The organism is Luteimonas sp. A482 (genome assembly GCF_054072655.1).
Window position 1 is genome coordinate 87441 of the sequence record NZ_JBSVRO010000007.1, and the last position, 23771, is coordinate 111211.

Consider the following 23771-nt stretch of genomic DNA (forward strand, 5'->3'; position numbering starts at 1 on the left):
ATTCACGGGCGGATGGCGGGGCGATCGACGATCATCGCGCCATGGACAGCAACGGCCACGGCGTGGACCTGCGGATCGAGGGCGTCGACAAGCGCTACGGCGCGACCATCGCGCTCGACAAGGTCGACCTGCACATCGGCGCGGGCGAACTGGTCGCCCTGCTCGGCCCGTCGGGCTCGGGCAAGACCACCCTGCTGCGCGTGATCGCCGGCCTGCTGCCGGCCGACGGTGGCCGCGTGCGCTTCGGTGATACCGACGCCACCCAGCTCAGCCTGCGCGAGCGCAACGTCGGCTTCGTGTTCCAGCAGTACGCGCTGTTCCGGCACATGACCGTGGCCGAGAACATCGCCTTTGGCCTGCGCAGCCGGCCGCGCCGCCGCCGGCCTGACCGCGCCACGATCCGCCGGCGCGTGGACGAGCTGCTGGCGCTGATCCAGCTGCCCGAACACGGCAACCGCTATCCGGAGCAGCTGTCGGGCGGGCAGAAGCAGCGCGTGGCGTTGGCGCGCGCGCTGGCGATCGACCCGACCGTGCTGCTGCTGGACGAGCCGTTCGGCGCGCTGGATGCCAAGGTGCGCATCGAGCTGCGCCGCTGGCTGCGGCGCCTGCACGACCAGACCGGGCAGACCACCGTCTTCGTCACCCACGACCAGGACGAGGCGCTGGAGCTGGCCGACCGCGTGGTGGTGCTGCGCAACGGCCGCATCGAACAGGCCGGCACGCCGCGCGAGATCTACGACGCGCCCGCCTCGGCCTACGTGTTCGACTTCATCGGCCGCGCCAGCGTGGTGGAGGGCCGGGTCGAGGCCGGGCGCTTCCTGGTGGACGGACAGTCCGCGTCGTTCGAGGCCGCCGGCCTCGCCGACGGACCGGCCAGGCTGCACCTGCGGCCGCACGACGCGCTGCCGGCTGCGCCCGGCGAAGGCCTGGATGCGCGGGTTGCGACGGTCCAGCACCACGCCGGCCGCATCACCCTGGAGCTGGCGCTGGCCGGGCAGCCGCGCAATCTCGAGATCGACCTGGTGGCCTCGCCGGACGCGCGTCCGCCCGCACCCGGCGACGCGATCGGCGTGCGCGTGCAGCGGCACCGCATCTATCCGGCTTGAGCAGGGCGGATCCGGGCGGCGTGCGGTCGCGCGGGATCCGCGAGCTGGCTGTCTTTCCGGCCAGGCAGTTGTCATTCAACCGCCGGGTTCTGACTTGACCATCAGGTTGTCATTTCGACCGCAGGGAGAAACCTGCTTTCATCGTCCGGATGGCAGATTTCTCCCTGCGGTCGAAATGACAGATCTCACGCTGACCCTATGACCTGCCGTACACGTCCTCGTAGCGGACGATGTCGTCCTCGCCCAGGTAGCTGCCCGACTGCACTTCGATCAGTTCGAGCATCTCGGTGCCGGGATTCTCCAGCCGGTGCTTCGCGCCCAGCGGGATGTAGGTCGACTGGTTGGCGTGAAGTTCGAACACGTCGTTGTCGCGGGTCACGCGCGCGGTGCCGCGCACGACGATCCAGTGCTCTGCGCGGCACTTGTGGGACTGCAGCGACAGGCGGGCGCCCGGCTTGACCTTGATCCGCTTGACCTGGAAGCCCTCGTCCTGGTCGATGGAGTCGTAGCTGCCCCAGGGACGATGCACTTCGCGATGCAGCACCGCGTGGCTGCGCTGGTCGGACTTGAGCTTCGCCACCACGTCCTTGACCTGCTGCACGTGGTCCTTGTGCGCCACCAGCACCGCGTCGTCGGTTTCCACCACCACCAGGTCGTCCACGCCGACCAGCGCCACCAGGCGCCGCGCATACGCATAGCTGTTGCGCGAATCGACCGCGATCACGTCGCCGTGGTGGGCGTTGCCCGCGCCGTCGTGCTCGCTCACGTCCCACAGCGCCGACCAGGAGCCGACGTCGTTCCAGCCGAAGTCCACCGGCAGCACGCGCGCGTCAGCGGTCTTCTCCATCACCGCGTAGTCGATCGAGTCCGACGGGCAGGCGGCGAAGGCTTCGCGGTCGAGGCGGATGAAATTGCCGTCGCGCGTGGCGGCGTCGAAAGCCTGGCGCACCGCCGTGAGCATGTCCGGGCGGAAGCGCTCGAGTTCGGCCAGGTAGCGCGAGGCACGGAACAGGAACATGCCGCTGTTCCAGAAATAGCCGCCGGCCTGGACATAAGCCTCCGCGGTCGCTGCATCGGGCTTCTCGACGAACCGCAGGACCGGGCGCACACCCTCGCCGGGGCCGGCTTGGATATAGCCAAAGCCGGTTTCCGGCGCCGAAGGCACGATGCCGAAGGTGACCAGCGCGCCGGCCTCGGCCGCAGGCATGGCGGCGCGCACCGCAGCGCGGAAGCCGTCCTCGTCGCGCACGACGTGGTCGGACGGCAGCACCAGCAGCAGCGGATCCTCGCCGCCCGCCATCGCCTGCAGCGCGGCCGCGGCGATCGCCGGCGCGGTGTTGCGCCCGACCGGTTCGAGCACGATGTCGGCGCGCTCGACGCCAACCAGCCGCAGCTGCTCGGCCGCCAGGAAGCGGTGTTCCTCGTTGGCGACCACGATCGGCGCGGTTGCGGCCAGCGGCGCGACCCGGCGCCACGTGTCCTGCAGCATCGTATGCTCGCCGGCCAGCGCCAGGAACTGCTTCGGGTAGGCCTCGCGCGAGAGCGGCCACAGCCGCGTCCCCGATCCGCCCGACAACAATACCGGCTGCAGTTTCATGCCATCTCTCGCTAGGGAATGCGCGGCAGTTTACCCTTTGCCCCGCCGCCAGCCGCCCTGCAGGAGAACCCATGGTCGCAACGACCGCCACGCTTGATCGCGACCAGCAACGTATTGACTGGATACGCACCGCGCTGTCGGAGCCGGACACCGGCCTGGAGCGCGCGTCGTTCGATGCCGACTTCCGCAGCTACTGGCGCAGCACCGGGCGCAGCCCCAGCCTGATCCTGATGGATGCGCCACCGGAGCTGATGGACGTGCGTCCCTGGCTGGCGATCCGCGACCTGCTGCAGGCCGGCGGGCTGCGGGTGCCGGCGGTCATCGCGCAGGACCTGGCGCAAGGCTTCCTGCTGCTCGAGGACCTCGGCGTGCACACCTATCTGCACGTCATGGACGAAGGCAACGCCGACGCCCTGTTCGATATCGCCATGGCGCGCCTGGTGGACCTGCAGTCGATCGACCTGCCCGACGGCTTCCCCGCCTACGACGAGGCCCTGCTGCTGCGCGAACTGCGGCTGTTCGACGAGTGGTTCCTCGGCGTGCACCTGGGCATCGAACTCGACGAAGCCCGGCGCGCGCAGCTGCACGAGGTCTACCGCGTGCTGGTCGAATCCGCGCTCGCCCAGCCGCAGGTGCTGGTGCACCGCGACTACATGCCGCGCAACCTGATGCCCTGCGGCGACGATGTCGCCGTCCTCGATTTCCAGGACGCGGTGCGCGGCCCGATCGCCTACGACCCGGCCTGCCTGTTCAAGGACGCGTTCGCCAGCTGGCCCGACTCGCGCGTGGCCAACTGGCACGGCCGCTACCACGCCCTGGCCACGCGCGCCGGCCTGCCGGTGCCGCCGCTGACGCAGTGGCGCAGTGACCTGGACCTGATCGGCGTGCATCGCCACCTCAAGGTGCTGGGCATCTTCGCGCGGCTGAAGCATCGCGACGGCAAGCCCAAATACATCGCCGACGCGCCGCGCTTCATCGCCTATCTCGACGCCGTGCTGCCGTGCCACCCGCAGCTGGCGCCGCTGGCCGCGCTCATCGACGCGCGCGTGCGCGCGGCGATGGCAAGCGCCGGCGCCGCAACCGCATGAACGGCGCATCGGCATGAAGGCCCTGATCTTCGCCGCCGGCCTCGGCGAGCGCATGCGTCCGCTGACCGACACCACGCCCAAGCCGCTGCTGCGCGTCGGCGGCAAGCCGCTGATCGCCTGGCACCTCGAGCGCCTGGCCGCGACCGGCGTGCGCGAGGTGGTGGTCAATACCTCGTGGCTGGCGGCGCAGTTTCCCGCCGCGCTCGGCGACGGCGCGGCGTTTGGCCTGCACATCGCGTATTCCGATGAAGGCCCGGTGCCGCTGGAAACCGGCGGCGGCATGCTGCGGGCGCTGGAGTGGCTGGGCGAGGCGCCGTTCATCGCCGTCAACGGCGACATCTGGACCGACTTCGACTTCGCGCGCCTGCCGCGCGAACCCGCCGGCGACGTGCACCTGGTGATGGTCGACAACCCCCCGCACCACCCACAGGGCGATTTCGTGCTGCAGCCCGACGGGCGCCTGCGCGACGACGACGGCCAGCGCCTCACCTTCTCCGGCATCGGCGTCTACCGTCCGCGACTGCTGCGCGACTGGCGCGCCGTGATCGGCGAAGTGCCCGGCGTCGATGCCACGCCGCCGCGGTTCCGCATTGCGCCGCTGCTGCGCGCGGCGATGCGGCGCGACACGGCCACCGGCGAGCACCATCCCGGCGCGTGGACCGACGTGGGCACCCCGCAGCGGCTGGCCCAGCTGGATGCGACGCTCGGCGCCGCCTGAAACGCGTCAGCCCTGGCCCGACGCGCCCAGCACCTCGCGCAGGAACGGCACGGTGATGCGTCGTTGTGCGGCCAGCGAGGCGCGGTCGAGACGGTCGAGCAGGGCGGTCAGGCCGGACAGGTCGCGGTCGGCGTGGCGCAGCAGCCAGTCGATCGCGGCCGCGTCAACCTGCAGGCCGCGGCGCTGCGCGCGCAGGCGCAGCACTTCGCCACGGCCTTCATCGTCCAGCCGTTCGAGCACCAGGCGCGTGCACTGCCCCAGCCGCGAGCGCAGGTCGGGCAGCAGCAGCCCCAGCGCATCGGGCGTGGCGCGGGCGGTGTAGAGCACGCGCCGGCCGGCGTCATGCATGCGATTGTGGAAGTGGAACAGCGCGACCTCGTCGTCGCGGTTGCCGGCCACCGCCTCCACGCCATCCAGTGCGACCAGGTCGAGCGCGTGCAGCGACTCCAGCGCTTCGTCCAGGCGCCCGGCCGCGCTGGCCAGCGGCAGGTAGCCGGCGCGCTGCCCGGCGGCATCCGCTTCCGCGCAAGCCGCCAGGGCGAGATGGCTCTTGCCGGTGCCGGCGGGCCCGGCCAGCAGCAGCGCGCGGTCGCTACCGGTACCGGTGGCGAAGGCGCGCAGCTGCGCGACCAGCGAGGCGTCGCGCGCGTGGAAGGTCTCCAGGCGCTGGTCGGGCGGATAGCGCAACGCCAGCGGCAGCTGCGGCGAGGCGGCCTGCATCACCGTTCAGGCGCCGCGGTCGTCGCGGTCGCCGCGGCCGTCGGGGGCGTCGGGGGCGTCGCCGATGTCGTCCTCGAGCACGATGCCACCCGCCGAGCGCTGGCCTTCGAGCACGATCTTCGGACCGTCGCCCGCATACAGCCGGCTCTGCGTGTAGCGCTCGTGGGCGAAGCGCAGCAGCACGTTGCCCACCGCCGCCACCGGCAGCGCGATCAGCATGCCGACGAAGCCGAACAGCTGCCCACCAGCCATGATCGCGAAGATCACCGCCACCGGATGCAGGCCGATGCGGTCGCCGACGATGCGCGGGGTGAGGATGTAGCTCTCGATCAGCTGGCCGACGGTGAACACCACGCCCACCAGCACCAGCAGCTGCAGGTCGAAGCCCTGCGCCTGCACCAGCGCCGCGAGCACCGCCAGCACGATGCCGACGGCCGCGCCCAGATAGGGCACGAAGCTGATCAGGCCCGCGATGATGCCGATCAGCAGGCCGAGCTTGAGCCCCACGACCGACAGCCCGATCGCGTAGATCGCGCCCAGGGCCAGCATCACGATGAACTGGCCGCGCAGGAACGCGCCGAGCACCTCGTCGGACTCGCGCGCCAGCCGCGAGACCGTGTCGATGTGGTCGCGCGGGATCACCGCGGCCACCCGCTCGACCAGCAGGTCCCAGTCGCGCAGGAAGTAGAAGGTCAGGATCGGCACCAGCACGATGTTGATCATCCAGGCCACGAAGGCGAAGCCCGAGCTGGACAGGTAGCCGAATACCGTGGTCGCCACGCCGCCGGCCTCCGCCCAATGCGAGCGCACCAGCTCGATCAGCCGCTGCGGGTCGAGCCAAGTGGTGATCTCGATGCCGGTGCGCGCCTCCAGCCACGGCAACGCGGTCCGCATGAACCAGTCGCGGTACTCCGGCAGCGCATTGACCAGGGTCACCACCTGGTCCTCGATCATGGGCACCAGGATCAGCACCACCAGCACCACCAGCATCACCATCAGCACGAAGACCAGGGTCACCGCCACCGGTCGCGAGCGTCCGGATTCCTCGAGCCGGTCGACCAGCGGATCGCCCAGCCAACCCAGCAGGGCGGCCAGCACGAACGGAGTGAGGATCGGCCCCAGCAACGCGATCAGCCACAGCACCGCGAAGGCGACCAGGCCCCACTGCAGGCGCCTGAGGAAGCGCGCGATGTCGACGGTCGCGGGAGTGTCTTGCATCGGTGCGGCTCCGTAGGGTCAGCGCAGCAGGAAGACCGGCGCGGCCAGTTCGTCGCCGCCCTCGACCTCGAGCAGCACGGCCTCGTCGACCATGCGCCGGAAGCCGGCCATGCCGGTCAGCAGGTCCAGCTCGACCTCGAGGCGGTCGCCGCTGGCCAGCGTCGGACGGATTGCCCGCACCACCGACATGCGCTGCAGCGCGGCCGACAGCCGCAGGTAATCCCCGCCACCGCGCAGCCCGGTGAAGACGATGCGCTGCACCACCGGATCGGACGGGGCCGTGGCCTTTGCGTAGCGCTTGATCAGTGCGTCGGCCGCGCCGTCGGCGCCGGTGGCCATCAGCCGGCGGGCGTCGCCCTCCGACTCGGACCAGCGCGACAGCACGCGGCCGTTGTCGACGAAGATCCAGTCCGCCTTCCAGCCCGCTCCATCCCGGTAGAGCTTGCCGACCAGCTGCATCGGCGGGTTGTAGCGCGATGACAGCCGCGCGATGGCGGCCGTGTCGCCGCGCCAGATCGCAGCCGCCGCAGCCTGTTCGGCAGCACTGCCCGTAGGCAGGCCGAGACGGTAGCCGCGCTCGATCGCCCGCTGCAGCAGCGGCCGCGCCGCGTTGCTCTGCTGCAGGCCGACCAGGCGCGGACCCTTGCCGTCATCGATCGCCAGCCACACCACCGGCTTGGGCCGCGGCTGCGGCCACACCGGCAGGCCAAGCGCTGCGGCGAGGGCATCGATTGCCTCGGGCACGAAGCGCACCACCAGCATGGTGCGGAAGCTCGGCGCGCCGCTGGCGCCGATGCTCTCGTCCTGGCGGTAGTCGAAACCGTCGACGTAGTCGGCCGCGCGGCGCAGTTCCTGGGCCACGCCGGGGCGGCTGGTGATGCTGCGATCGCCGGACAGCTTGGCGAACACCTGCGCCAGCGCGCGCGCCTGGCCGGCCGTGCGCTCGGCCTCGGCCTGGGTGCGCACCGGCACCTCCGCCTCGTACAGGCCTTCCGCGTTGGCGCGGTCGCCCTCCACGCGCTGCGCAGCCGCGGGCGCCGCCAGCAGCAGCGCCAGCCCGACCCACCCGATCATCCACGCACCCCGCACAGCCAATCGCATCCGACAATCCTTCACCGCAGCCCAGCGTTGCGAAATGGTGCCACAAAGCCCCTGCACGGTTGCCCCCGCCCTCCCGCCGGGGCCGGCCGAGCCGCCCCCGGCTGCTAGAATCGCGGGCCGCCCGGCCGAGCTGCGCACCGTGACCACCCCTCCCCCTGCCTCCCCCGGCCTGACCTACCGCGACGCCGGCGTCGACATCGACGCGGGCAACGAAGTCGTCGAACGCATCAAACCGCTGGTCAGGCGCAGCTTCCGGCCCGAGGTGATGGGCGGGCTGGGCGGATTCGGCGCGCTGTTCGACCTGTCGGGCAAGTACCGTGAACCGGTGCTGGTCTCGGGCACCGACGGCGTGGGCACCAAGCTCAAGCTGGCCCAGCAGCTGGGCCGCCACGACACCATCGGCATCGACCTGGTCGGCATGTGCGTCAACGACGTGCTGGTGCAGGGCGCCGAACCGCTGTTCTTCCTCGACTACTTCGCCACCGGCAAGCTCGACGTGGACACCACGGTCGCCGTGGTGGGCGGCATCGCCAGGGGCTGCGAGCTGTCGGGTTGCGCGCTGATCGGCGGCGAAACGGCGGAAATGCCGGACATGTACCCGCCCGGCGAGTACGACCTGGCCGGCTTCTGCGTGGCTGCGGTGGAGAAGTCCGAGCTGCGCGACGGCGCATCGGTGCGCGAAGGCGACGTGCTGGTCGGGATCGCCTCCAGCGGCCCGCACTCCAACGGCTATTCGCTGATCCGGCGCATCTACGACCGCGCCGGGCGCCCGGATTCGCTCGACGTCGGCGGCGTGAGCCTGGCCGACGCGCTGATGGCGCCGACCCGCCTGTACGTCAAGCCGATCCTGGGACTGCTGCGCGGCGCGCACGGCCCGGCCGTCCACGCCATGGCCCACATCACCGGCGGCGGCCTGACCGAGAACATCGTGCGGGTGGTGCCGGACGGGCTGGGCGTGGACATCGATGCCGCGTCCTGGACCCTGCCGCCGGTGTTCGAGTGGCTGCAGCGCGAGGGCAACGTCGCGCGCGAGGAAATGTGGCGCACCTTCAACTGCGGCATCGGCTTCGTGCTGCTGGTCGATCGCGACGCCGTGGCCGCGCTGGGCGGCGAACTGGCGCGGCTGGGGCTGGCGCACTGGCGCATCGGCGAGGTCGTCGCCGCACGCGACGACGGACGCGTGCGCATCGGCTGAGCGCGGGGAATGGGGAACCACGAGCAGGGAATGGCCCCGCGCGCCGCCGCGTCCGCGGACGCCGGTACGGGCGCTGCGCAGGCGGCGGGCGTTCCTGCGCCAGCCGCCCATCGCTCCGCGCCGCTGCGCCTGGCCGTACTCGCCTCCGGCCGTGGCAGCAACCTGCAGGCGATCCTCGACGCCATCGCCGTCGGCGCGCTGAACGCCACGGTCGTGGGCGCGTTCTCCGACCGCCCCCGTGCCGCCGCGCTGCAGCGCGCGCGTGATGCCGGCGCGCACGCGCAGGCGCTGTCGCCGCGCGACTTCGCCTCGCGCGCGGAATTCGACCAGGCGCTGTTCCAGGCGGTGGACGCGGTCGCGCCCGACCTGATCGTCTGCGCCGGCTACATGCGCCTCATCGACGCCTGCGCGATCGCGCCCCGGCCCGGCCGCATCGTCAACATCCATCCGTCCCTGCTGCCCGCATTCAAGGGCCTGCACACGCACCGGCAGGCGCTGGCGGCCGGCGTGTCCGAGCACGGTGCGAGCGTGCATTTCGTCACCGCCGACCTGGACGGCGGCCCGGTGATCGCGCAGGCGCGCGTGCCGGTGCTGCCTGGCGACGACGAGGACGCGCTTTCCGCGCGCGTGCTGGTGCGCGAACACCCGCTGCTGCTGGCCACGCTGCGGCTGTTCGCCGATCGCGACGTCATGCTGCGTGAAGACAGCGTCCATATCCGGGGTGAACGGACCGCGCCGCTTCAGCTGTCGTCCAATAACGCCTTTGCATGATGTCGGGCCAATGCGCCTGAACCCCTCCATCGTTGCCCTCGCCACCAGCGCCCTGCTCTGCGTCGCCGTGTCCGGCCGCGCGGCCGCCCAGTCGCCTGTGCCCGACCCGGCGACCGGCGATCACGCGCTGCAGCCGTTCGTGGCGAGCTACGAGGCCTGGTACGAAGGCAAGCCCGCCGGCACCGCGACCATGCGCCTTGTGCGTGATGACCCGGCATCACGCTGGCGCGTCGACCTCGGGATCCGCGGCAACCGGGGCCTGGCCGGCATCGTCCGGCTGAACCTCGAGCAGAGCACGGTGTTCGACGTGGCCAACGACATCTATCGTCCGCTGTCGCAGAGCACGGTGCGCAAGGCGCTTTTGTTCGACCGCAGGATCACCGGCACCTACGACTGGCGCAGCAACACCGCGCAGTGGACCGGCGACATCAAGAAGGAGCGCCGCGAGCCGGCGGCGATCCAGTACGGCGACATGAGCGGCCTGCTGATCAACCTGGCCGTGATCCGCGACGCCGAGCCCGGCAAGGCCCTGCACTACCGTTTCGTGGACGGCGGGCGGGTACGCGACCATGCGTACCGCGTCGCCGACCAGACCGAGCCGGTGACCGTTTCGGAGCTGCGCTACGAGGCCATGCGCGTGGAGCGCACCAATGGCGGCAACGACGAAACCATCTTCTGGATTGCCGACGGCGTGCCAACGCCGGTGCGCATCCTCCAGCGGGAGAACGGCGAGGATGCCGTCGACCTGCGCCTGATCGAATACCAGGGAATACAATGACCATGAAGACCACGACCATGTTCCGGCGCCCGCTCCAGGCCGCCGCCTGCGCTTTCGTGTTGGCCGTCGCCGGCGCGCCGGTGGCCGCCTCCGCAGTCGAACCGTTCAGCGCCGACTACAGCGCCAACTACATGGGCATGCAGGCCAACGGTCGCATGACCCTGGCCCCGGCAGGCAATGACCGCTGGAAGTACAGCCTGGAAGTGAGCGGCGCGGGCGCGCGCATGGCGCAGAGCACGGTGTTCGAAGCGGACGGCGACCAGTGGCGTCCACTCTCCGGCAACGATTCCCAGGGTGGCGAATCGGGCCTTGCGGCGATGCTGGTGAAGAAGCGCTCGGTCGACGCGACCTACGACTGGGCCAGCGGGCAGGCCACGTGGGACGGCGACGTCAAGGACGACCGGCGCGGGCCGGTGAAGCTCCAGGCTGGCGACGTCGACGGCATGCTGCTCAACCTCGCGCTGGTGCGCGATTTCAAGGCCGGCAGGGACCTGAGCTACCGGCTGGTCGAGGACGGTCGCGTGCGCCGTCGCGTCTTCCAGCCGGCAGGCACCGAACAGGTCACGGTCGGTGGCAAGAGCCACAAGGCCACCAAGGTGGCCTGGACGGACGACGACCGCAGCATCACCGCATGGATCGTGGATGGACTGCCGGTTCCCGCCCGAATCCTGCAGCAGCGCGGTGGCCGCGACCACATCGACCTGAAGCTGCAGTCGGTGCGCTGACGGCGGCCTGATCATCGCACCTGGTCATCCCGTAACGAACCTGGTCATCCCGAACGAAGTGAGGGATCCCCGGGCAGGAGCAGATCCCTCACTCCGTTCGGGATGACAGCTTGTGCAGCCGGCACTTCGTTCCGGCTGACGATTCGCGCGGGCCGTCTGCTACTCCGCGGCTTCCGCGTCCTGCTTGCCGAACTCCACGCGGCATTCCACCCGGAACGGCGCTTGGCGATCGCGCAGGCGCGCGTAGTGCCGGCAGGTGCGCAGGCCCTCGCGGGTTTCCTGGATGGCGATGATGGTGTAGCCCTGCAGGATCTCGTCGCGGGTGGCCACGCCGTCGTCGTTCCAGTCCATCTCGCGCGGCTGGGTGCCGTTGAAGCCGGCGATGCCCATCAGGCGCAGCGCAAACATCGTTGCAAGCAACAACAGCACCGCCGCCAGCAGCGCCTTGCGGCGTGGCGAGAAGCGGCTGCGGGATCGCGCGCGCATGCTCAGGACACCCGCCGGATCCGCGCGCCCAGCCCCGACAGCTTGCGCTCGATGTGCTCGTAGCCGCGGTCCAGGTGGTAGATGCGGTCGATCGTGGTCTCGCCCTCGGCCACCAGGCCGGCCAGGATCAGCGACGCCGAGGCGCGCAGGTCGGTCGCCATCACCGGTGCGCCACTCAGCCGCGGCACGCCCGTCACCGTGGCGCGGTTGCCCTCGATGTGGATGTCCGCGCCCAGGCGCATCAGCTCGTTGACGTGCATGAAGCGGTTCTCGAAGATCCGCTCGTCGATGGTGGCGACGCCCTCGGCGATGCAGTCCAGCGCCATGAACTGCGCCTGCATGTCGGTCGGGAAACCCGGGTGCGGCTCGGTGACGATGTCCACCGCCCGCGGCCTGCGGCCGTGCATGTCCACCGTGATGCGGTCGTTCACCACGGTCACCTCGGCGCCGGCCTCGGCCAGCTTGTGCAGCACCGCCCCAAGCGTATCGGCGCGCGCATGCGTGGCGGTGACGCGGCCGCCGGTGATCGCGCCGGCGACGAGGAAGGTGCCGGTCTCGATGCGGTCGGCGATCACCTCGTGGCGCGCGCCGTGCAGGCGGTCGACGCCGTGCACGGTGATGCGCGAGGTGCCCGCACCCTCGATGCGCGCGCCCATCTTCACCAGGCAGTCGGCCAGGTCGACGATCTCCGGCTCGCACGCGGCGTTGTCGATGGTGGTGGTGCCGTCGGCCAGGGTCGCGGCCATCAGCACGTTCTCGGTGGCGCCGACGCTGACCATTTCGAAATCGACGTGGCCGCCGCGCAGGCGCCCCGCGCGCGCCTTGATGAAGCCGTGTTCGACCACGATCTCCGCGCCCAGCGCCTCGAGCGCCTTGATGTGCAGGTCGACCGGCCGGGAGCCTATCGCGCAGCCGCCCGGCAGCGACACCTCGGCCGCGCCATGGCGCGCCAGCAGCGGCCCGAGCACCAGCACCGAGGCGCGCATGGTGCGGACCAGTTCGTAGGGCGCGAGGTGGCTGTCGACCGTGGACGGATCGACGCGGACGATGCCCGCGGCGATGTCGTGGCCGATGCCCGCGCCCAGTCCGCCGAGCAGGCGCGCGGTGGTGCGCACGTCATGCAGGTGCGGCACGTTGGCGATCTCCACCGGCGCGTCTGCCAACAGGGTCGCACACAGGATCGGCAGCACCGCGTTCTTGGCGCCGGAAATGCGGACTTCCCCGTTCAGCGCGACGCCGCCTTCAACGATGATCCTGTCCATCAGCCGCGCGCCGCCTCGTCCGGGGTCTGGGTCTTGAGCGCCAGGGCGTGGATCTCGCCGCCCATGCGCTCGCCGAGGGTGGCGTAGACCATGCGGTGGCGGGCCAGCGGCAGCTTGCCGGCGAAGGCGTCGGAGACGACCAGCGCCTCGAAGTGGACACCGTCGTCGCCGGACACTTCGACACGGGCACCGGGCAGGCCCTGCTGGATCAGATCGCGGATGAAATCGGGGGTCACGGGGGGATTCCTGCTGAAGCGCGCATGAGCCGGGCACGCGCGCCAGCCAGGTGGCGGACCATTCGCGCCGGCAAGCGCCTAAAATGAACGGCTTAGATTATCGGAAAGACCGGCCACCGGATATGGCAGTGCACCCCACACCCTCGCCCGCAGCACCCGATTTCGCCGCCAGCGGGCGTCGCGTGTTCGAGGTCGAAGGCCGCGGCCTGGAGGCCGTCGCCGCGCGCATAGACGGCGCGTTTTCCAGCGCCTGCACCCTGGTGCTGGGCGCTTCGGGGCGGGTGGTCTGCACCGGCATGGGCAAGTCCGGCCACGTCGCGCGCAAGATCGCCGCGACCCTGGCCTCGACCGGTACCCCGGCGTTCTACATGCATCCGGGCGAGGCCGGCCATGGCGACCTGGGCATGGTGACCGACGCCGATATCGTGCTGGTGGTGTCGTACTCGGGCGAGTCCGACGAGATCCTGATGCTGCTGCCCACCCTCAAGCGCCAGGGCAACCGGCTGCTGGCGATGACCGGACGCCCCCGCTCCACCCTCGCCCAGGCCGCCGACGTGCACCTGGACGTGAGCGTGCCCGACGAGGCCTGCCCGCTGCACCTGGCGCCGACCGCGAGCACCACCGCGACAATGGCGATGGGCGATGCGCTGGCGGTCGCCCTGCTGGAGGCGCGCGGCTTCACCGCCGACGACTTCGCCCGCTCGCACCCGGCCGGCGCGCTGGGCCGGCGCCTGCTGCTGCACATCGCCGACGTGATGCACACCGGCGACGACGTGCCGCGCGTACCCGGCGATGCCTCGCTCGGCGATGCGCTGCTGGAGATGAGCCGCAAGCGGCTGGGCGTGACCGCGGTGGTCGATGCCGACGGCGTGCTGCTCGGCCTCTATACCGACGGTGACCTGCGTCGCACGCTCGGCGACCGCAGCGTCGACGTGCACGCCACCGCCATCGCCGACGTGATGACCCGCGACCCGGTGACCATCGACAGCGACGCGCTTGCCGTCGAGGCGGCACGGCTGATGGAAACCCGCAAGATCAACGCGCTGCTGGTGCTCGATGCGCAGCGGCGCGTGGTCGGTGCGCTGAACGTGCACGACCTGCTGCGGGCGCGTGTGGTGTGATCGCGGCTGCAGCGTGGTTCGCGGCCGGTAAAGCCCGCACCCTGTTTCCTGTCCAGGTTCCTTCCCGACATCCGAGGTGAGACGTGCCCCACGACCGTCCCGAATATCCCGCCGAACTCGTTGAACGCGCCGCCCGGATCCGGCTGGCCTGCTTCGACGTGGACGGCACGCTGACCGACGGACGGCTTTGGTTCGACGAGGACGGTCGCGAGTCCAAGGCCTTCAACGTGCTCGACGGCCAGGGGCTGATGCAGCTGCGCAAGGCCGGCGTCACCGTGGCCTTCGTCACCGCCCGCAACAGCCTGGTGGCGGCCAACCGCGCGCGTGAACTCGGCGCCGAGCCGCATGTCGACGTGCACGACAAGGTCGCCTGCGTCGAGGAGATCCGGACCCGCCTCGGGCTGGCGCGCGAGGAGGTCGCCTTCATGGGCGACGACCTGCCCGATCTCACCGTGCTGCGCATCGCCGGCTTCGCGGTGGCGCCGGCCAGCGTGCACCACTGGATCCGCGACCAGGTGCACTGGGTGACGCCCTCGCGCGGCGGCGAAGGTGCCGCGCGCGAGCTGTGCGACCTGATCCTGCATGCCCAGGGACGCGTCGCGGCGCTGCTCGAGGACCGCCAGGGATGAACTGGCGGCTGTGGCTCATCGTGTCGCTGCTCGCCGGCGCGCTGCTGAGCGGCTGGTTCGCATGGCGCGGGGACAGCCCGGATGTGGAGGAGGCGGAGGAAACCGTCCGCTCCGACTACATCCTGCGCGACTTCGAGGTGGTCACGCTCGACAGCAGCGGGCAGGAGACCTTCTCGCTGCGCGCGCCGGAACTGCAGCAGACCCCCGGCGCACGCACGCTCGAACTGGTCACGCCGCTGTTCCTGATGCCCGACCAGCACGGCAGCCGCTGGGAAGTGCGCTCGAAGACCGGCTGGGTCAACGAGAAGAGCACCCTGGTCCAGCTGCGCGGCGACGTCGTGGCCGACAGCCCGATGGGCGCCACCCGGCCCACCGTGGTCCGGACCGAACAGATGGACGTCTACCCGGAGGAAAACCGGGCCACGTCCGAGACCGTCGTGACCATCACTACCCCCGGCACTACAATGCGCGGTACCGGAATGGAGGCCGACCTGGCCAGCAAGCGCATCCAGCTCCTGTCCAAGGTGAGCCTGAACAATGACCCCACACGCCGCTAGATTGGCCATCTGCCTGGTTGCCGTCGCCTGCATCGGCGCCGCACACGGCAAGTCCACCGACCGCCAGCAGACCATGCAGGTGCAGGCCAACCGGAGCGATTGCACCGTCACCGACACCGGGCCCTGCGTGCTGACCGGCGCGGTCCACATCGTCCAGGGTTCGCTGGTGATCGACGCCGCGCGCGCCGACCTGCGCCAGGGCGACGGCGAGATCCGCGCCGCCAAGCTCACCGGTTCGCCGGTGCGCCTGAAGCAGGCGATGGACAACGGCGGCACCATGAACGCCTCCGCCGCCCAGGTCGATTACGACCTGCAGCAGGACACGGTGGTATTCACCGGCGGCGCCGTTGTGCAGCAGCCGGGCCGCGGCAGCATCGCCGGCGAGCGCATCGTCTACAACATGCGCACCGGCCAGGTGCAGGGCGGCGGCGGCAGCGAAGGCGGGCGCGTGACCCTGCAGTTCGAGCCGCGCAACCGCCCGCCGGCCAGCGCCACGCCCGTCGACGGGAAAGGCGACTGATGCTGGTCGCCGAAGGGCTGCGCAAGCGCTACGGCAAGCGCGAGGTCGTGAGCGACTTCGGGCTGACCCTGGACGCGGGCGAGGTGGTGGGGTTGCTCGGCCCCAACGGCGCCGGCAAGACGACCTGCTTCTACATGATCGTGGGCCTGGTGCCGGCCGACGAGGGCCGGATCGTGCTCGACGGCCACGACATCACCGCAGAGCCGATGCACCTGCGCGCGCGCCGCGGCGTCGGCTACCTGCCGCAGGAACCATCGGTGTTCCGCAAGCTCAGCGTGGCCGACAACATCATGCTGGTGCTGGAGCTGCGCGAGGACCTGGACCGCGCCGGGCGCAGGAAGGAGCTCGACAGCCTGCTCGACGAACTGCAGGTGACCCATGTCGCCGACCAGATCGGCGCCAGCCTGTCCGGCGGCGAGCGGCGGCGCGTGGAGATCGCGCGCGCGCTGGCGGCCCGTCCGCGCCTGATCCTGCTCGATGAACCCTTCGCCGGCGTCGACCCGATCTCGGTCGGCGAGATCCAGCGCATCGTCGAGCATCTCAAGCAACGCGGCATCGGCGTGCTGATCACCGACCACAACGTGCGCGAGACCTTGGGCATTTGCGACCGGGCGTATATCCTCAACGAAGGAAGTGTGCTCGCGCAGGGGGCTCCGGACATGCTCCTCGCCAATCCAGACGTGCGCCGGGTCTATCTCGGGGAATCCTTCCGCCTGTAGCCGTGCACGTCGTCCAGGGGATCCACGGACGATGAAGCCGCGCCTCCAGACATCGCTGGGTCAACAGCTGATCCTGACGCCACAGCTGCGCCAGGCGCTGCACCTGCTGCAGCTGCCTGTGATCGAGCTGGAAGCCGAAATCGCGGCCGCGGTCGAGAGCAATCCCCTGCTCGACTGGGCCGAAGACGCCGCGCCAGCCGCCACCGACGACAAGGACGAGGCCTCCGCCAGCGGCGAGGCGGGCCCCGCTCCCGCTGCCCCCGACGATGCGGGCGAGCAGGAGTCCGCGATCGACTGGCCCGACAGCGGCAGCTTCGAATACAGCGCCGGCAGCGGCCGCGGTGGCGAGGACGACGAGGGCGATGCGGCCAGCCGCATGGCGGAATCGGAAACCCTGCACGGCCACCTGGCCTGGCAGCTGCACCTGAGCCATCTCTCCCCGCGCGATGTCCGCATCGGCGCCGTCCTGATCGACGCGATCGACGACGACGGCTACCTGCGTGCGCCGTTCACCGAGATCGCCGCGGCCATGCATCCCGAGCCGGCACCCGGCGACGACGAGATCCTCGCCGTGCTGCGCCAGGTGCAGCGCATGGACCCGGTTGGCGTGGGCGCCCGTGACCTGTCCGAATGCCTGTGCATCCAGCTCGACACCCTGCCTGCCGACACCCCCGGCCGCACGCTGGCGCTGCGCGTCGCCGCCACCCTGATCGACCGCCTGCCTCGGCTCGGCGTCCCCGGCGTGTGCGAACAACTGGGCTGCAGCACCGCCGAGGCCGAGACCGCGCTGGCGCTGCTGCGTTCGCTCGACCCGCGCCCCGGCTCGCAGATCGGCGACGTGCCCGCGGACAACTACGTGGTCCCGGACTGCGTGATCGTGCGTCGCAACGGGGTCTGGCTGGCGATGCTGGCCAACGGCTCGATGCCGCGGCTGACCATCCACCAGGCCTACGAGCGCATGATCAAGCACGCCAGCGGCGAGGATGCGGGCTACCTGCGCGGGCGCCTGCAGGAGGCGCGCTGGCTGCTCAAGAACCTCGAGGCGCGCGGCGAGACCCTGCTCAAGGTGGTGCGCTGCCTGATCCACCAGCAGTCGGGGTTCCTGGAATTCGGCGCGCGCGCGCTGCGGCCGCTGACCCTGCGCGCGGTCGCCGCCGAGATCGGGATGCACGAATCGACGGTGTCGCGCGCGGTGGCGCGCAAGTACGTGCACACCCCGCGCGGCACCATCGCGCTGCGCGACTTTTTCGCGTCGGGGATCGAGACCGGCGGCGGCGGCGAGGCCTCGAGCGTGGCCATCCAGCAGATGATCCGCGTCCTGATCGAGGCCGAGGATCCGCGCAAGCCGCTGTCGGACGCGCGCCTGGCCGAGTCGCTCAAGGCCGCAGGCGTGCCGGTGGCGCGCCGCACCGTGGCCAAGTACCGCGAAGCCCTGCACATCGGCGCTTCGCACGAGCGCGTGAGGATCCATTGAAGCCCTTCTGCGGCACCGTGTCCATGATCCTGTCGGTCGCCGCGCGCGGGACGCTGCGTTAACCTGTCTTCAACCCGCGGCAACCCGCTTTGGGCCATGCTGGGGTTCCACAGACAGGAGGCAGCCAATGCAGATCCAGACCTACGGCCACGACGTCGAAGTGACCCCGGCCCTGCGCGAATATGTGGAAACCAAGCTCGAGCGGCTCGGGCGTCACGTCGAGCGTCCGTTCGAGGTGCGCGTGCAGCTCTGCCTGGACAAGCCCAACCACAAGGCCGAAGCCAACCTCATCCTGGCCGGCAAGGCCCTGCACGCCGACGCCAGCGCGATCGACATGTATGCCGCGATCGACCTGCTGGCCGACAAGCTCGACCGACTGCTGCTCAAGCACCACAAGAAGCAGAACGACCACCACCGCGGCGCCAGCGCCGCGCGCGACGGCAGCTTCGGCTGACCCCCGGCGGAGACCGGCATGCCCTGGACCGACCTGCTCAGCGCGGGGCGCATCGTGGTGCTGGATGATCCCGGCACCCGTGAGCAGGTGCTCGACGACGCCGCGCGCCTGCTCTCCGGCGGATCGCCCGAACAGGCGCGCGAACTGGCCGAGGCGCTGCATCGGCGCGAGCAGGTGGCCAGCACCGCGATCGGGCACGGCGTCGCCATCCCGCATGCGCGCAGCGACAGCCTGCACGGGCGCGGCGCGTTCCTGCGGCTCGGGCGCGCGGTCGACTTCGGCGCGCGCGATGGCATGCCAGTTGACCTGGTGTTCGCGATGACCGCCAGCGACGACCGCCCGGAGCTGCACCTGGAGCACCTGGCCGGCGTGGCCGAGCGCCTGGCCGACCCGGAATTCCGCGCGCGCCTGCGCGAGGCCCGCAACGTGGCGCAGTTGCGCAAACTGCTGCTGCCCCCGCCAGTGGCGCACCGCGCGGCCGGAGCCCGATGAACCAGAGCCTCTCCGCCAGCGAACTGTTCGCCCAGCAGCACGAGCGCCTCGGGCTGCGCTGGGTGGCCGGCCAGGCCGGCCAGTCGCGGCTGCTGGAGTCGGTGGAAACCAATGCACGGCGGCCCTCGCTGGCCGGCTACCTCAACATCATCTATCCCAACAAGGTGCAGATCCTGGGCACCGAGGAACTGTCCTGGCTGGATGGCCTGGATTCGCGCCTGCGCTGGGAAACCATCGAACGGGTGATGCAGTACCGGCCGCTGGCGCTGGTGATCGGCAAAGGCCAGTCCTGCCCCGAAGACCTGCGCGAGGCCGCCGAGGAATCGCAGACGCCGCTGTGGATTTCGCCGCGCCGCGGCCACGAACTGCTCAACCACCTGCAGTACCACATGGCGCGCGCGCTGGCGCCGCGGGTGACCCTGCACGGTGTGTTCATGGAGGTCTACTCGATCGGGGTGCTGATCACCGGCGAGTCCGGCTCGGGCAAGAGCGAGCTGGCGCTGGAGCTGATCAGCCGCGGCCACCGGCTGGTTGCCGACGATGCGCCCGAGTTCACCCAGATCGCGCCGGACGTGCTCGACGGCACCTGCCCGGAGCTGCTGCAGGACCTGCTGGAGCTGCGTGGCCTGGGCGTGCTCAACATCCGCCAGATGTTCGGCGACACCGCAGTCAAGCGGAACAAGTACCTGCGCCTGATCGTGCACCTGGCCCGGCCGGGCGCCGAACCGCAGCCGCACGAGGACGGCATGGTGCGCCTCACCGGCGACCTCGGCCTGCGCCGCGTGCTCGACCTGGACGTGCCGATGATCACCCTGCCGGTGATGCCGGGCCGCAACCTCGCGGTGCTGACCGAGGCGGCAACGCGCACGCATATCCTGCGCGCGAAGGGCATCGACCCGGCCGCGGCCTTCCTGGCGCGGCACTCGCATTTCCTGGAAAGCGGCGAGGAGCCGGTCCTGCCATGAGCGCACCGGCGCAGCCCACCAGGCACGACGACGCAACGCCGCGGATGCCCGCCGCGCTGCTGGTCGTCACCGGCATGTCCGGCGGCGGCAAATCGGTCGCGCTCAAGACCCTGGAGGACCTGGGCTTCTACTGCGTGGACAATCTTCCGGCCGAACTGCTGCCCGACTTCGTGCGTGCCGCGGCCCGGCCCGAGCGTGCCGAGCAGAAGCTGGCGGTGGGCATCGACATGCGCAACCGCGGCGACCTGGGCAACCTGCCCGAATGGCTGTCGGCGGTCGGCGCGATGGGGCTCGAACCGCAGCTGGTGTTCTTCGACGCAGCCGAGTCGGCCCTGCTCCGGCGCTACGCCGACACCCGCAGGCGCCACCCGCTCACGCACCTCGGGCTGGCGCTGGCCGACGCGATCTCGCTTGAGCGGCAGGCGCTCAAGCCGCTGCGCGCGCTGGCCGACGTGGTGGTGGACACCAGCGAACTCAACGTCCACCAGCTGCGTCACCGCGTGATCACCGAGCTGGGGCTGACCCTGGATTCGTCGCTGTCGCTGTTGTTCGAATCCTTCGCCTACCGGCGCGGACTGCCGGCCGATGCCGACTTCGTGTTCGACGCGCGCAGCCTGCCCAACCCGCACTGGGAGCCGCGGCTCAAGCCGCTGTCCGGCCGCGACCACGAGGTGCGCGAGTACTTCCTCGCCAGGCAGGAAATGGGCGAATACCTGGCGCACGTCGCCGGCTTCCTCGACGTCTGGCTGCCGCGCATGCAGTCCAACACGCGCAGCTACGTGACCGTGGCGGTCGGCTGCAGCGGCGGCCGGCATCGCTCGGTCTACCTGGCCGAAGCGCTTGCGGCGCATGCGCGCGACAGCGGCTGGACCGAGGTCGCGACCTTCCACCGGGAGCTGGACTGAGCGTCCTTGCGGCGCTCGCACCAAGACGGCACGACGATTGCGCGCGGCGCTATCGTGCGGTCCTCGCCGTCTGCTAACTTGGCGCGATGGCCGTCGGCATCCTCCTACTCACCCATTCGGGCATCGGCAGCGCGCTGGTCGCTTCGGTCGAGGCCATCTTGCGCGGCAACCTGCCGCTGCGGCTGGCCGCGTTCGAGGTGCCCTTCGACGCCGATCCCGATTCGCTGCTGCCGCAGGCGAGCGCGGCGATGCGGCGCGTGGATGGCGGCGAGGGCGTGCTGATCCTGACCGATCTCTACGGGGCCAGCCCAAGCAACCTCGCCGCGCAGCTGTCCAGACTGGGGACGCCGTCACGCCGCGTTTCCGCGCTGAGCTTGCCGATGCTGCTGCGCGTGATGAATTATGCTGAACTCCCACTGGAGGAACTCCCCGCCGTCGCTGCCGCAGGCGCGCGCAACGGGGTGGTCCTGGACGATGCCTGAGGCCGACGATGATCGAACGCGAACTGCTCATCGCCAACAAGCTCGGCCTGCACGCGCGCGCGACCGCGAAGCTGGTGCAGGTGCTTGCGGGTTTCCACAGCAACGCCACGCTCATCGCCAAGGGCCGCGAGGTCAACGCCAAGAGCATCATGGGCGTGATGCTGCTCGCCGCCGCACACGGCACCAAGGTCGTGCTGCGCCTGGAAGGCGAGGACGAGGCCGAGGCGATGGAGTCCGCGGCGGCGCTGTTCGAACGCAAATTCGACGAGGCCGGCTGAACGTCGGCGCGGCGTGCCGAGCGGCGCGCAACGGAATGGAACTGGGAGCGGTATGCGCAGTGTGGCCCGACCCATGACGCTGCAACAGGCGCGACAGTGCGCCGGCATTGCGCCGGGTCCACACCCGCGCCCAAGCCTGTCCGCCTGCAGCCCGGTGCCCGAAGGCCCGCGTCCGCACCATCCCCGCGGCGGCCACTGATGCGCCAGTCGTTCACCGGCCACGGGGCATCGCGCGGCAATGCCCTGGGGCGGGCGCGGGTGCGGCTGCCGCACGCGCTGGAGGTGGCCGAAGAACGCATCGCGCCCGCGGCGGTGGACGCCGAACTGCGTCGCCTGCACACCGCCATCGATGCGGTGCGGGTGGAGATCCGCAACATGCGCGACCGCCTGCACGGCGCGCTGGCGCACGAGGTTGGCGAGTTCCTCGACCTGCACACCCTGCTGCTCGACGACCCGGAACTGCTGCAGGGCCTGGACGACCTGGTGGCCAAGGGCCTGTATGGCGCCGACTACGCGCTGCGCCTGCAGCGCGACCGGCTGGCGGCGGTGTTCGAGGCCATGGACGATGCCTACTTTCGCAGCCGCGTGGAGGACATCGACCACGTCATCGGCCGCGTCCACGCGATGCTGCACAAGCGCGCGGCCGACCTGCAGGGCGTGGCCGGCGAGATCCTGGTCACCGATGCCGTCGCCCCGGCCGAGCTCGGCCAGCTGCAGTCGCAGGGCGTGATGGCGGTGGTGACCGCGGGCGGAAGCGCGTTGTCGCACAGCGCCATCCTCGCCCGCAGCCTGCACCTGCCGCTGGTGGTCGGCGCACCGCTGGCCCTGCAGCAGATCAATGATGGCGACGTGCTGCTGGTCGACGGCAGCACCGGCATCGTCATCGTCGAGCCCAAGGCGCCGGACCTGCGCGACTACCGGGCGCGGCTGCGCGAGGAGAAGCGCGAGCGCAAGCAGCTGCACCGCCTGCGCCGCGAACCGTCGCGAACCGTCGACGGCGTCGACATCAGGCTCTGGGCCAACGCCGAATCGCGCGAGGACGTCACCGGCGCGCATGCGCTCGGCGCGGCCGGGGTGGGCCTGTACCGCACCGAGTTCCTGTTCCTGCGGCGCAACGAGCTGCCCGACGAGAACGAGCAGTTGCGTGCCTACCGCGACGCGGTGCTGGCCATGACCGGCCGCACCGTCACCATCCGCACCATGGACATCGGCGCCGACAAGGCCGACCGCACCGGCCTGGCCTTGACCGACGAGCCCAATCCGGCGCTGGGCCTGCGCGGCGTGCGCCTGTCGCTGGCGCGCCCGCCGGTGTTCGAAACGCAGCTGCGCGCGATCCTGCGTGCCTCCGGCTACGGGCCGCTGCGGATCCTGGTGCCGATGGTGAGCGGCCGCGAGGAGGTGCTGGCGGTGGCCGGCACGATCCGGCGCGTCTCGCGCGACCTGCGCAGCGAAGGATACGAGATCGCCGAACGGGTGCCGCTGGGCGCGATGATCGAGGTCCCGTCTGCGGCGATCGCGCTGTCGTCCTTCATCGACGCGGTCGACTTCATCTCGATCGGCACCAACGACCTGACCCAGTACCTGCTCGCCGCCGACCGCGGCAACGACGCGCTGGGCGACCTGTATTCGCCGCTGCATCCGGCCATGCTCAAGCTGCTGCACGGCGTGATCCGCACCGCGCGCGCGCGCGGCAAGCCGGTCGCCGTGTGCGGCGAAATGGCGGGCGACCCGGAGCTGGCGCCGCTGTTGCTTGCGCTGGGGCTGGAGGAATTCAGCCTGCATCCGTCCACGCTGCTGGAAGTACGGCGTGCGATCCGCGCGCAGGACCTGTCCGCGCTGCGCGCCGCGGCGCCCGCGCTGCTGCGCTGCCGCGACCGCGACGCGATCGAGCGCTGGCTGGGGAAGATGGCGGCCGGTTGAGCTGTCCCGACCTCATCCATCCCGAGGTCATCTCGAGCGCAGCGAGAGATCTGGCGTCGCGTAGACCGGAACTCGCCGCGGCCGTAATGACGGGCTTGAGGCGACAAGGCCTCGCCGCAGGCGCGTCCACGCCAGCCGCAACATGCGCATGCCATCCTGCCCGGGGATGCAGTCCGCAGCCCTGCAGGCGATAATGCCCGCATGAACACCTGATCGGCCGCGTCATTCCGCGCGGCACGCCCTCGCACCACCGG

The 23771-nt window shown here is 70.9% G+C and carries 27 protein-coding genes; 20 read left to right on the top strand and 7 right to left on the bottom strand.

Annotated elements, in window-relative coordinates; translation table 11 throughout:
- Positions 1 to 62: 62 nt before the first annotated feature.
- Positions 63 to 1106: a sulfate/molybdate ABC transporter ATP-binding protein gene (locus tag ACW5DW_RS15940; protein WP_457020338.1), complete on the top strand. Its 1044-nt coding sequence runs from the start codon at positions 63 to 65 to the stop codon at positions 1104 to 1106.
- Positions 1107 to 1302: 196 nt separating this feature from the next.
- Here the strand turns inward: ACW5DW_RS15940 and ACW5DW_RS15945 are convergent, their stop codons facing one another.
- Complete coding sequence (locus ACW5DW_RS15945; RefSeq protein ID WP_457020237.1) at positions 1303 to 2703, bottom strand: mannose-1-phosphate guanylyltransferase/mannose-6-phosphate isomerase; 1401 nt, start codon at positions 2701 to 2703, stop codon at positions 1303 to 1305.
- Positions 2704 to 2774: 71 nt separating this feature from the next.
- On the opposite strand from ACW5DW_RS15945, the gene ACW5DW_RS15950 reads away from it, so the two are divergent.
- Together ACW5DW_RS15950 and murU are read left to right on the top strand one after the other, a co-directional pair.
- The gene (locus ACW5DW_RS15950) at positions 2775 to 3791 is read left to right on the top strand and encodes an aminoglycoside phosphotransferase family protein (protein WP_457020238.1); all 1017 of its coding nucleotides are present in this window, start codon (positions 2775 to 2777) and stop codon (positions 3789 to 3791) included.
- A gap of 13 nt (positions 3792 to 3804) precedes the next feature.
- The gene (murU, locus tag ACW5DW_RS15955) at positions 3805 to 4509 is read left to right on the top strand and encodes an N-acetylmuramate alpha-1-phosphate uridylyltransferase MurU (RefSeq protein ID WP_457020239.1); all 705 of its coding nucleotides are present in this window, start codon (positions 3805 to 3807) and stop codon (positions 4507 to 4509) included.
- Positions 4510 to 4515: 6 nt separating this feature from the next.
- Here murU and hda read toward each other — a convergent pair whose 3' ends face one another.
- From hda to ACW5DW_RS15970, 3 genes are read right to left on the bottom strand one after another with little or no spacing between them, the layout of a single operon-like run.
- Positions 4516 to 5229 (bottom strand): DnaA regulatory inactivator Hda, encoded by a 714-nt coding sequence (gene hda, locus ACW5DW_RS15960; protein WP_457020241.1) that lies wholly within the window; start codon positions 5227 to 5229, stop codon positions 4516 to 4518.
- A gap of 6 nt (positions 5230 to 5235) precedes the next feature.
- Positions 5236 to 6447: an AI-2E family transporter gene (locus ACW5DW_RS15965; RefSeq protein ID WP_457020242.1), complete on the bottom strand. Its 1212-nt coding sequence runs from the start codon at positions 6445 to 6447 to the stop codon at positions 5236 to 5238.
- A gap of 18 nt (positions 6448 to 6465) precedes the next feature.
- Positions 6466 to 7521: a DUF2066 domain-containing protein gene (locus ACW5DW_RS15970; RefSeq protein WP_457020243.1), complete on the bottom strand. Its 1056-nt coding sequence runs from the start codon at positions 7519 to 7521 to the stop codon at positions 6466 to 6468.
- A gap of 61 nt (positions 7522 to 7582) precedes the next feature.
- Here ACW5DW_RS15970 and purM point away from each other — a divergent pair, with 61 nt between their 5' ends.
- Genes purM through ACW5DW_RS15990 form a run of 4 tightly spaced genes read left to right on the top strand, consistent with a single transcriptional unit; the run spans position 7583 to position 11017 of the window.
- Positions 7583 to 8743: a phosphoribosylformylglycinamidine cyclo-ligase gene (purM, locus tag ACW5DW_RS15975; RefSeq protein WP_457020244.1), complete on the top strand. Its 1161-nt coding sequence runs from the start codon at positions 7583 to 7585 to the stop codon at positions 8741 to 8743.
- Positions 8744 to 8773: 30 nt separating this feature from the next.
- Positions 8774 to 9514, top strand: coding sequence for a phosphoribosylglycinamide formyltransferase (gene purN / locus ACW5DW_RS15980; RefSeq protein ID WP_457020246.1), 741 nt, complete (start codon positions 8774 to 8776; stop codon positions 9512 to 9514).
- Positions 9515 to 9524: 10 nt separating this feature from the next.
- The gene (locus tag ACW5DW_RS15985; RefSeq protein ID WP_457020248.1) at positions 9525 to 10292 is read left to right on the top strand and encodes a DUF3108 domain-containing protein; all 768 of its coding nucleotides are present in this window, start codon (positions 9525 to 9527) and stop codon (positions 10290 to 10292) included.
- Positions 10293 to 10294: 2 nt separating this feature from the next.
- A complete protein-coding gene (locus ACW5DW_RS15990) occupies positions 10295 to 11017 on the top strand; it encodes a DUF3108 domain-containing protein (RefSeq protein WP_457020250.1) in 723 nt (240 codons plus the stop codon).
- A gap of 159 nt (positions 11018 to 11176) precedes the next feature.
- On the opposite strand, the gene ACW5DW_RS15995 is transcribed toward ACW5DW_RS15990, so the two are convergent.
- The 3 genes from ACW5DW_RS15995 to ACW5DW_RS16005 are packed head-to-tail and all read right to left on the bottom strand — an operon-like array spanning position 11177 to position 13001.
- Positions 11177 to 11503 carry an EF-hand domain-containing protein gene (locus ACW5DW_RS15995; RefSeq protein ID WP_457020251.1) on the bottom strand — a complete coding sequence of 109 codons (327 nt, stop codon included), beginning with the start codon at positions 11501 to 11503 and terminating at the stop codon, positions 11177 to 11179.
- 2 nt (positions 11504 to 11505) lie between these two features.
- Complete coding sequence (gene murA / locus ACW5DW_RS16000; RefSeq protein ID WP_457020252.1) at positions 11506 to 12765, bottom strand: UDP-N-acetylglucosamine 1-carboxyvinyltransferase; 1260 nt, start codon at positions 12763 to 12765, stop codon at positions 11506 to 11508.
- Positions 12765 to 13001 (bottom strand): BolA family protein, encoded by a 237-nt coding sequence (locus ACW5DW_RS16005; protein ID WP_457020253.1) that lies wholly within the window; start codon positions 12999 to 13001, stop codon positions 12765 to 12767. Before ACW5DW_RS16005 ends, murA begins: the two co-directional genes overlap by 1 nt.
- 122 nt (positions 13002 to 13123) lie before the next feature.
- Between ACW5DW_RS16005 and ACW5DW_RS16010 the strand changes: the two genes are divergently transcribed.
- From ACW5DW_RS16010 to ptsP, 13 genes are all read left to right on the top strand, one after another.
- Positions 13124 to 14122 carry a KpsF/GutQ family sugar-phosphate isomerase gene (locus ACW5DW_RS16010; RefSeq protein ID WP_457020255.1) on the top strand — a complete coding sequence of 333 codons (999 nt, stop codon included), beginning with the start codon at positions 13124 to 13126 and terminating at the stop codon, positions 14120 to 14122.
- An 83-nt stretch (positions 14123 to 14205) separates the two neighbouring features.
- Positions 14206 to 14751 carry a KdsC family phosphatase gene (locus ACW5DW_RS16015; protein ID WP_457020256.1) on the top strand — a complete coding sequence of 182 codons (546 nt, stop codon included), beginning with the start codon at positions 14206 to 14208 and terminating at the stop codon, positions 14749 to 14751.
- Positions 14748 to 15308, top strand: coding sequence for an LPS export ABC transporter periplasmic protein LptC (gene lptC, locus ACW5DW_RS16020; RefSeq protein WP_457020258.1), 561 nt, complete (start codon positions 14748 to 14750; stop codon positions 15306 to 15308). Before ACW5DW_RS16015 ends, lptC begins: the two co-directional genes overlap by 4 nt.
- Entirely contained in the window at positions 15289 to 15828 is a 540-nt protein-coding gene (lptA, locus tag ACW5DW_RS16025) for a lipopolysaccharide transport periplasmic protein LptA (protein WP_457020259.1), read from the top strand. Before lptC ends, lptA begins: the two co-directional genes overlap by 20 nt.
- Entirely contained in the window at positions 15828 to 16547 is a 720-nt protein-coding gene (gene lptB / locus ACW5DW_RS16030) for an LPS export ABC transporter ATP-binding protein (RefSeq protein ID WP_457020260.1), read from the top strand. The genes lptA and lptB overlap by 1 nt, the downstream gene beginning before the upstream one ends.
- A gap of 31 nt (positions 16548 to 16578) precedes the next feature.
- On the top strand, positions 16579 to 18021 hold the full coding sequence (locus ACW5DW_RS16035) for an RNA polymerase factor sigma-54 (RefSeq protein WP_457020262.1): 1443 nt from the start codon (positions 16579 to 16581) through the stop codon (positions 18019 to 18021).
- Between the two features lie 127 nt (positions 18022 to 18148).
- Entirely contained in the window at positions 18149 to 18475 is a 327-nt protein-coding gene (gene hpf, locus ACW5DW_RS16040) for a ribosome hibernation-promoting factor, HPF/YfiA family (RefSeq protein ID WP_457020263.1), read from the top strand.
- Between the two features lie 18 nt (positions 18476 to 18493).
- Positions 18494 to 18967 (top strand): PTS sugar transporter subunit IIA, encoded by a 474-nt coding sequence (locus ACW5DW_RS16045; protein ID WP_457020265.1) that lies wholly within the window; start codon positions 18494 to 18496, stop codon positions 18965 to 18967.
- Positions 18964 to 19932, top strand: a complete 969-nt coding sequence (hprK, locus tag ACW5DW_RS16050; RefSeq protein ID WP_457020267.1) for an HPr(Ser) kinase/phosphatase — start codon at positions 18964 to 18966, stop codon at positions 19930 to 19932. Before ACW5DW_RS16045 ends, hprK begins: the two co-directional genes overlap by 4 nt.
- Positions 19933 to 19976: 44 nt before the next feature.
- A complete protein-coding gene (gene rapZ / locus ACW5DW_RS16055; protein WP_457020339.1) occupies positions 19977 to 20837 on the top strand; it encodes an RNase adapter RapZ in 861 nt (286 codons plus the stop codon).
- 86 nt (positions 20838 to 20923) lie between these two features.
- The gene (locus ACW5DW_RS16060) at positions 20924 to 21319 is read left to right on the top strand and encodes a PTS sugar transporter subunit IIA (protein WP_457020269.1); all 396 of its coding nucleotides are present in this window, start codon (positions 20924 to 20926) and stop codon (positions 21317 to 21319) included.
- 8 nt (positions 21320 to 21327) lie between these two features.
- The gene (locus ACW5DW_RS16065; RefSeq protein ID WP_457020270.1) at positions 21328 to 21597 is read left to right on the top strand and encodes an HPr family phosphocarrier protein; all 270 of its coding nucleotides are present in this window, start codon (positions 21328 to 21330) and stop codon (positions 21595 to 21597) included.
- Between the two features lie 198 nt (positions 21598 to 21795).
- Positions 21796 to 23517 (top strand): phosphoenolpyruvate--protein phosphotransferase, encoded by a 1722-nt coding sequence (ptsP, locus tag ACW5DW_RS16070; RefSeq protein WP_457020272.1) that lies wholly within the window; start codon positions 21796 to 21798, stop codon positions 23515 to 23517.
- Positions 23518 to 23771: the final 254 nt, after the last annotated feature.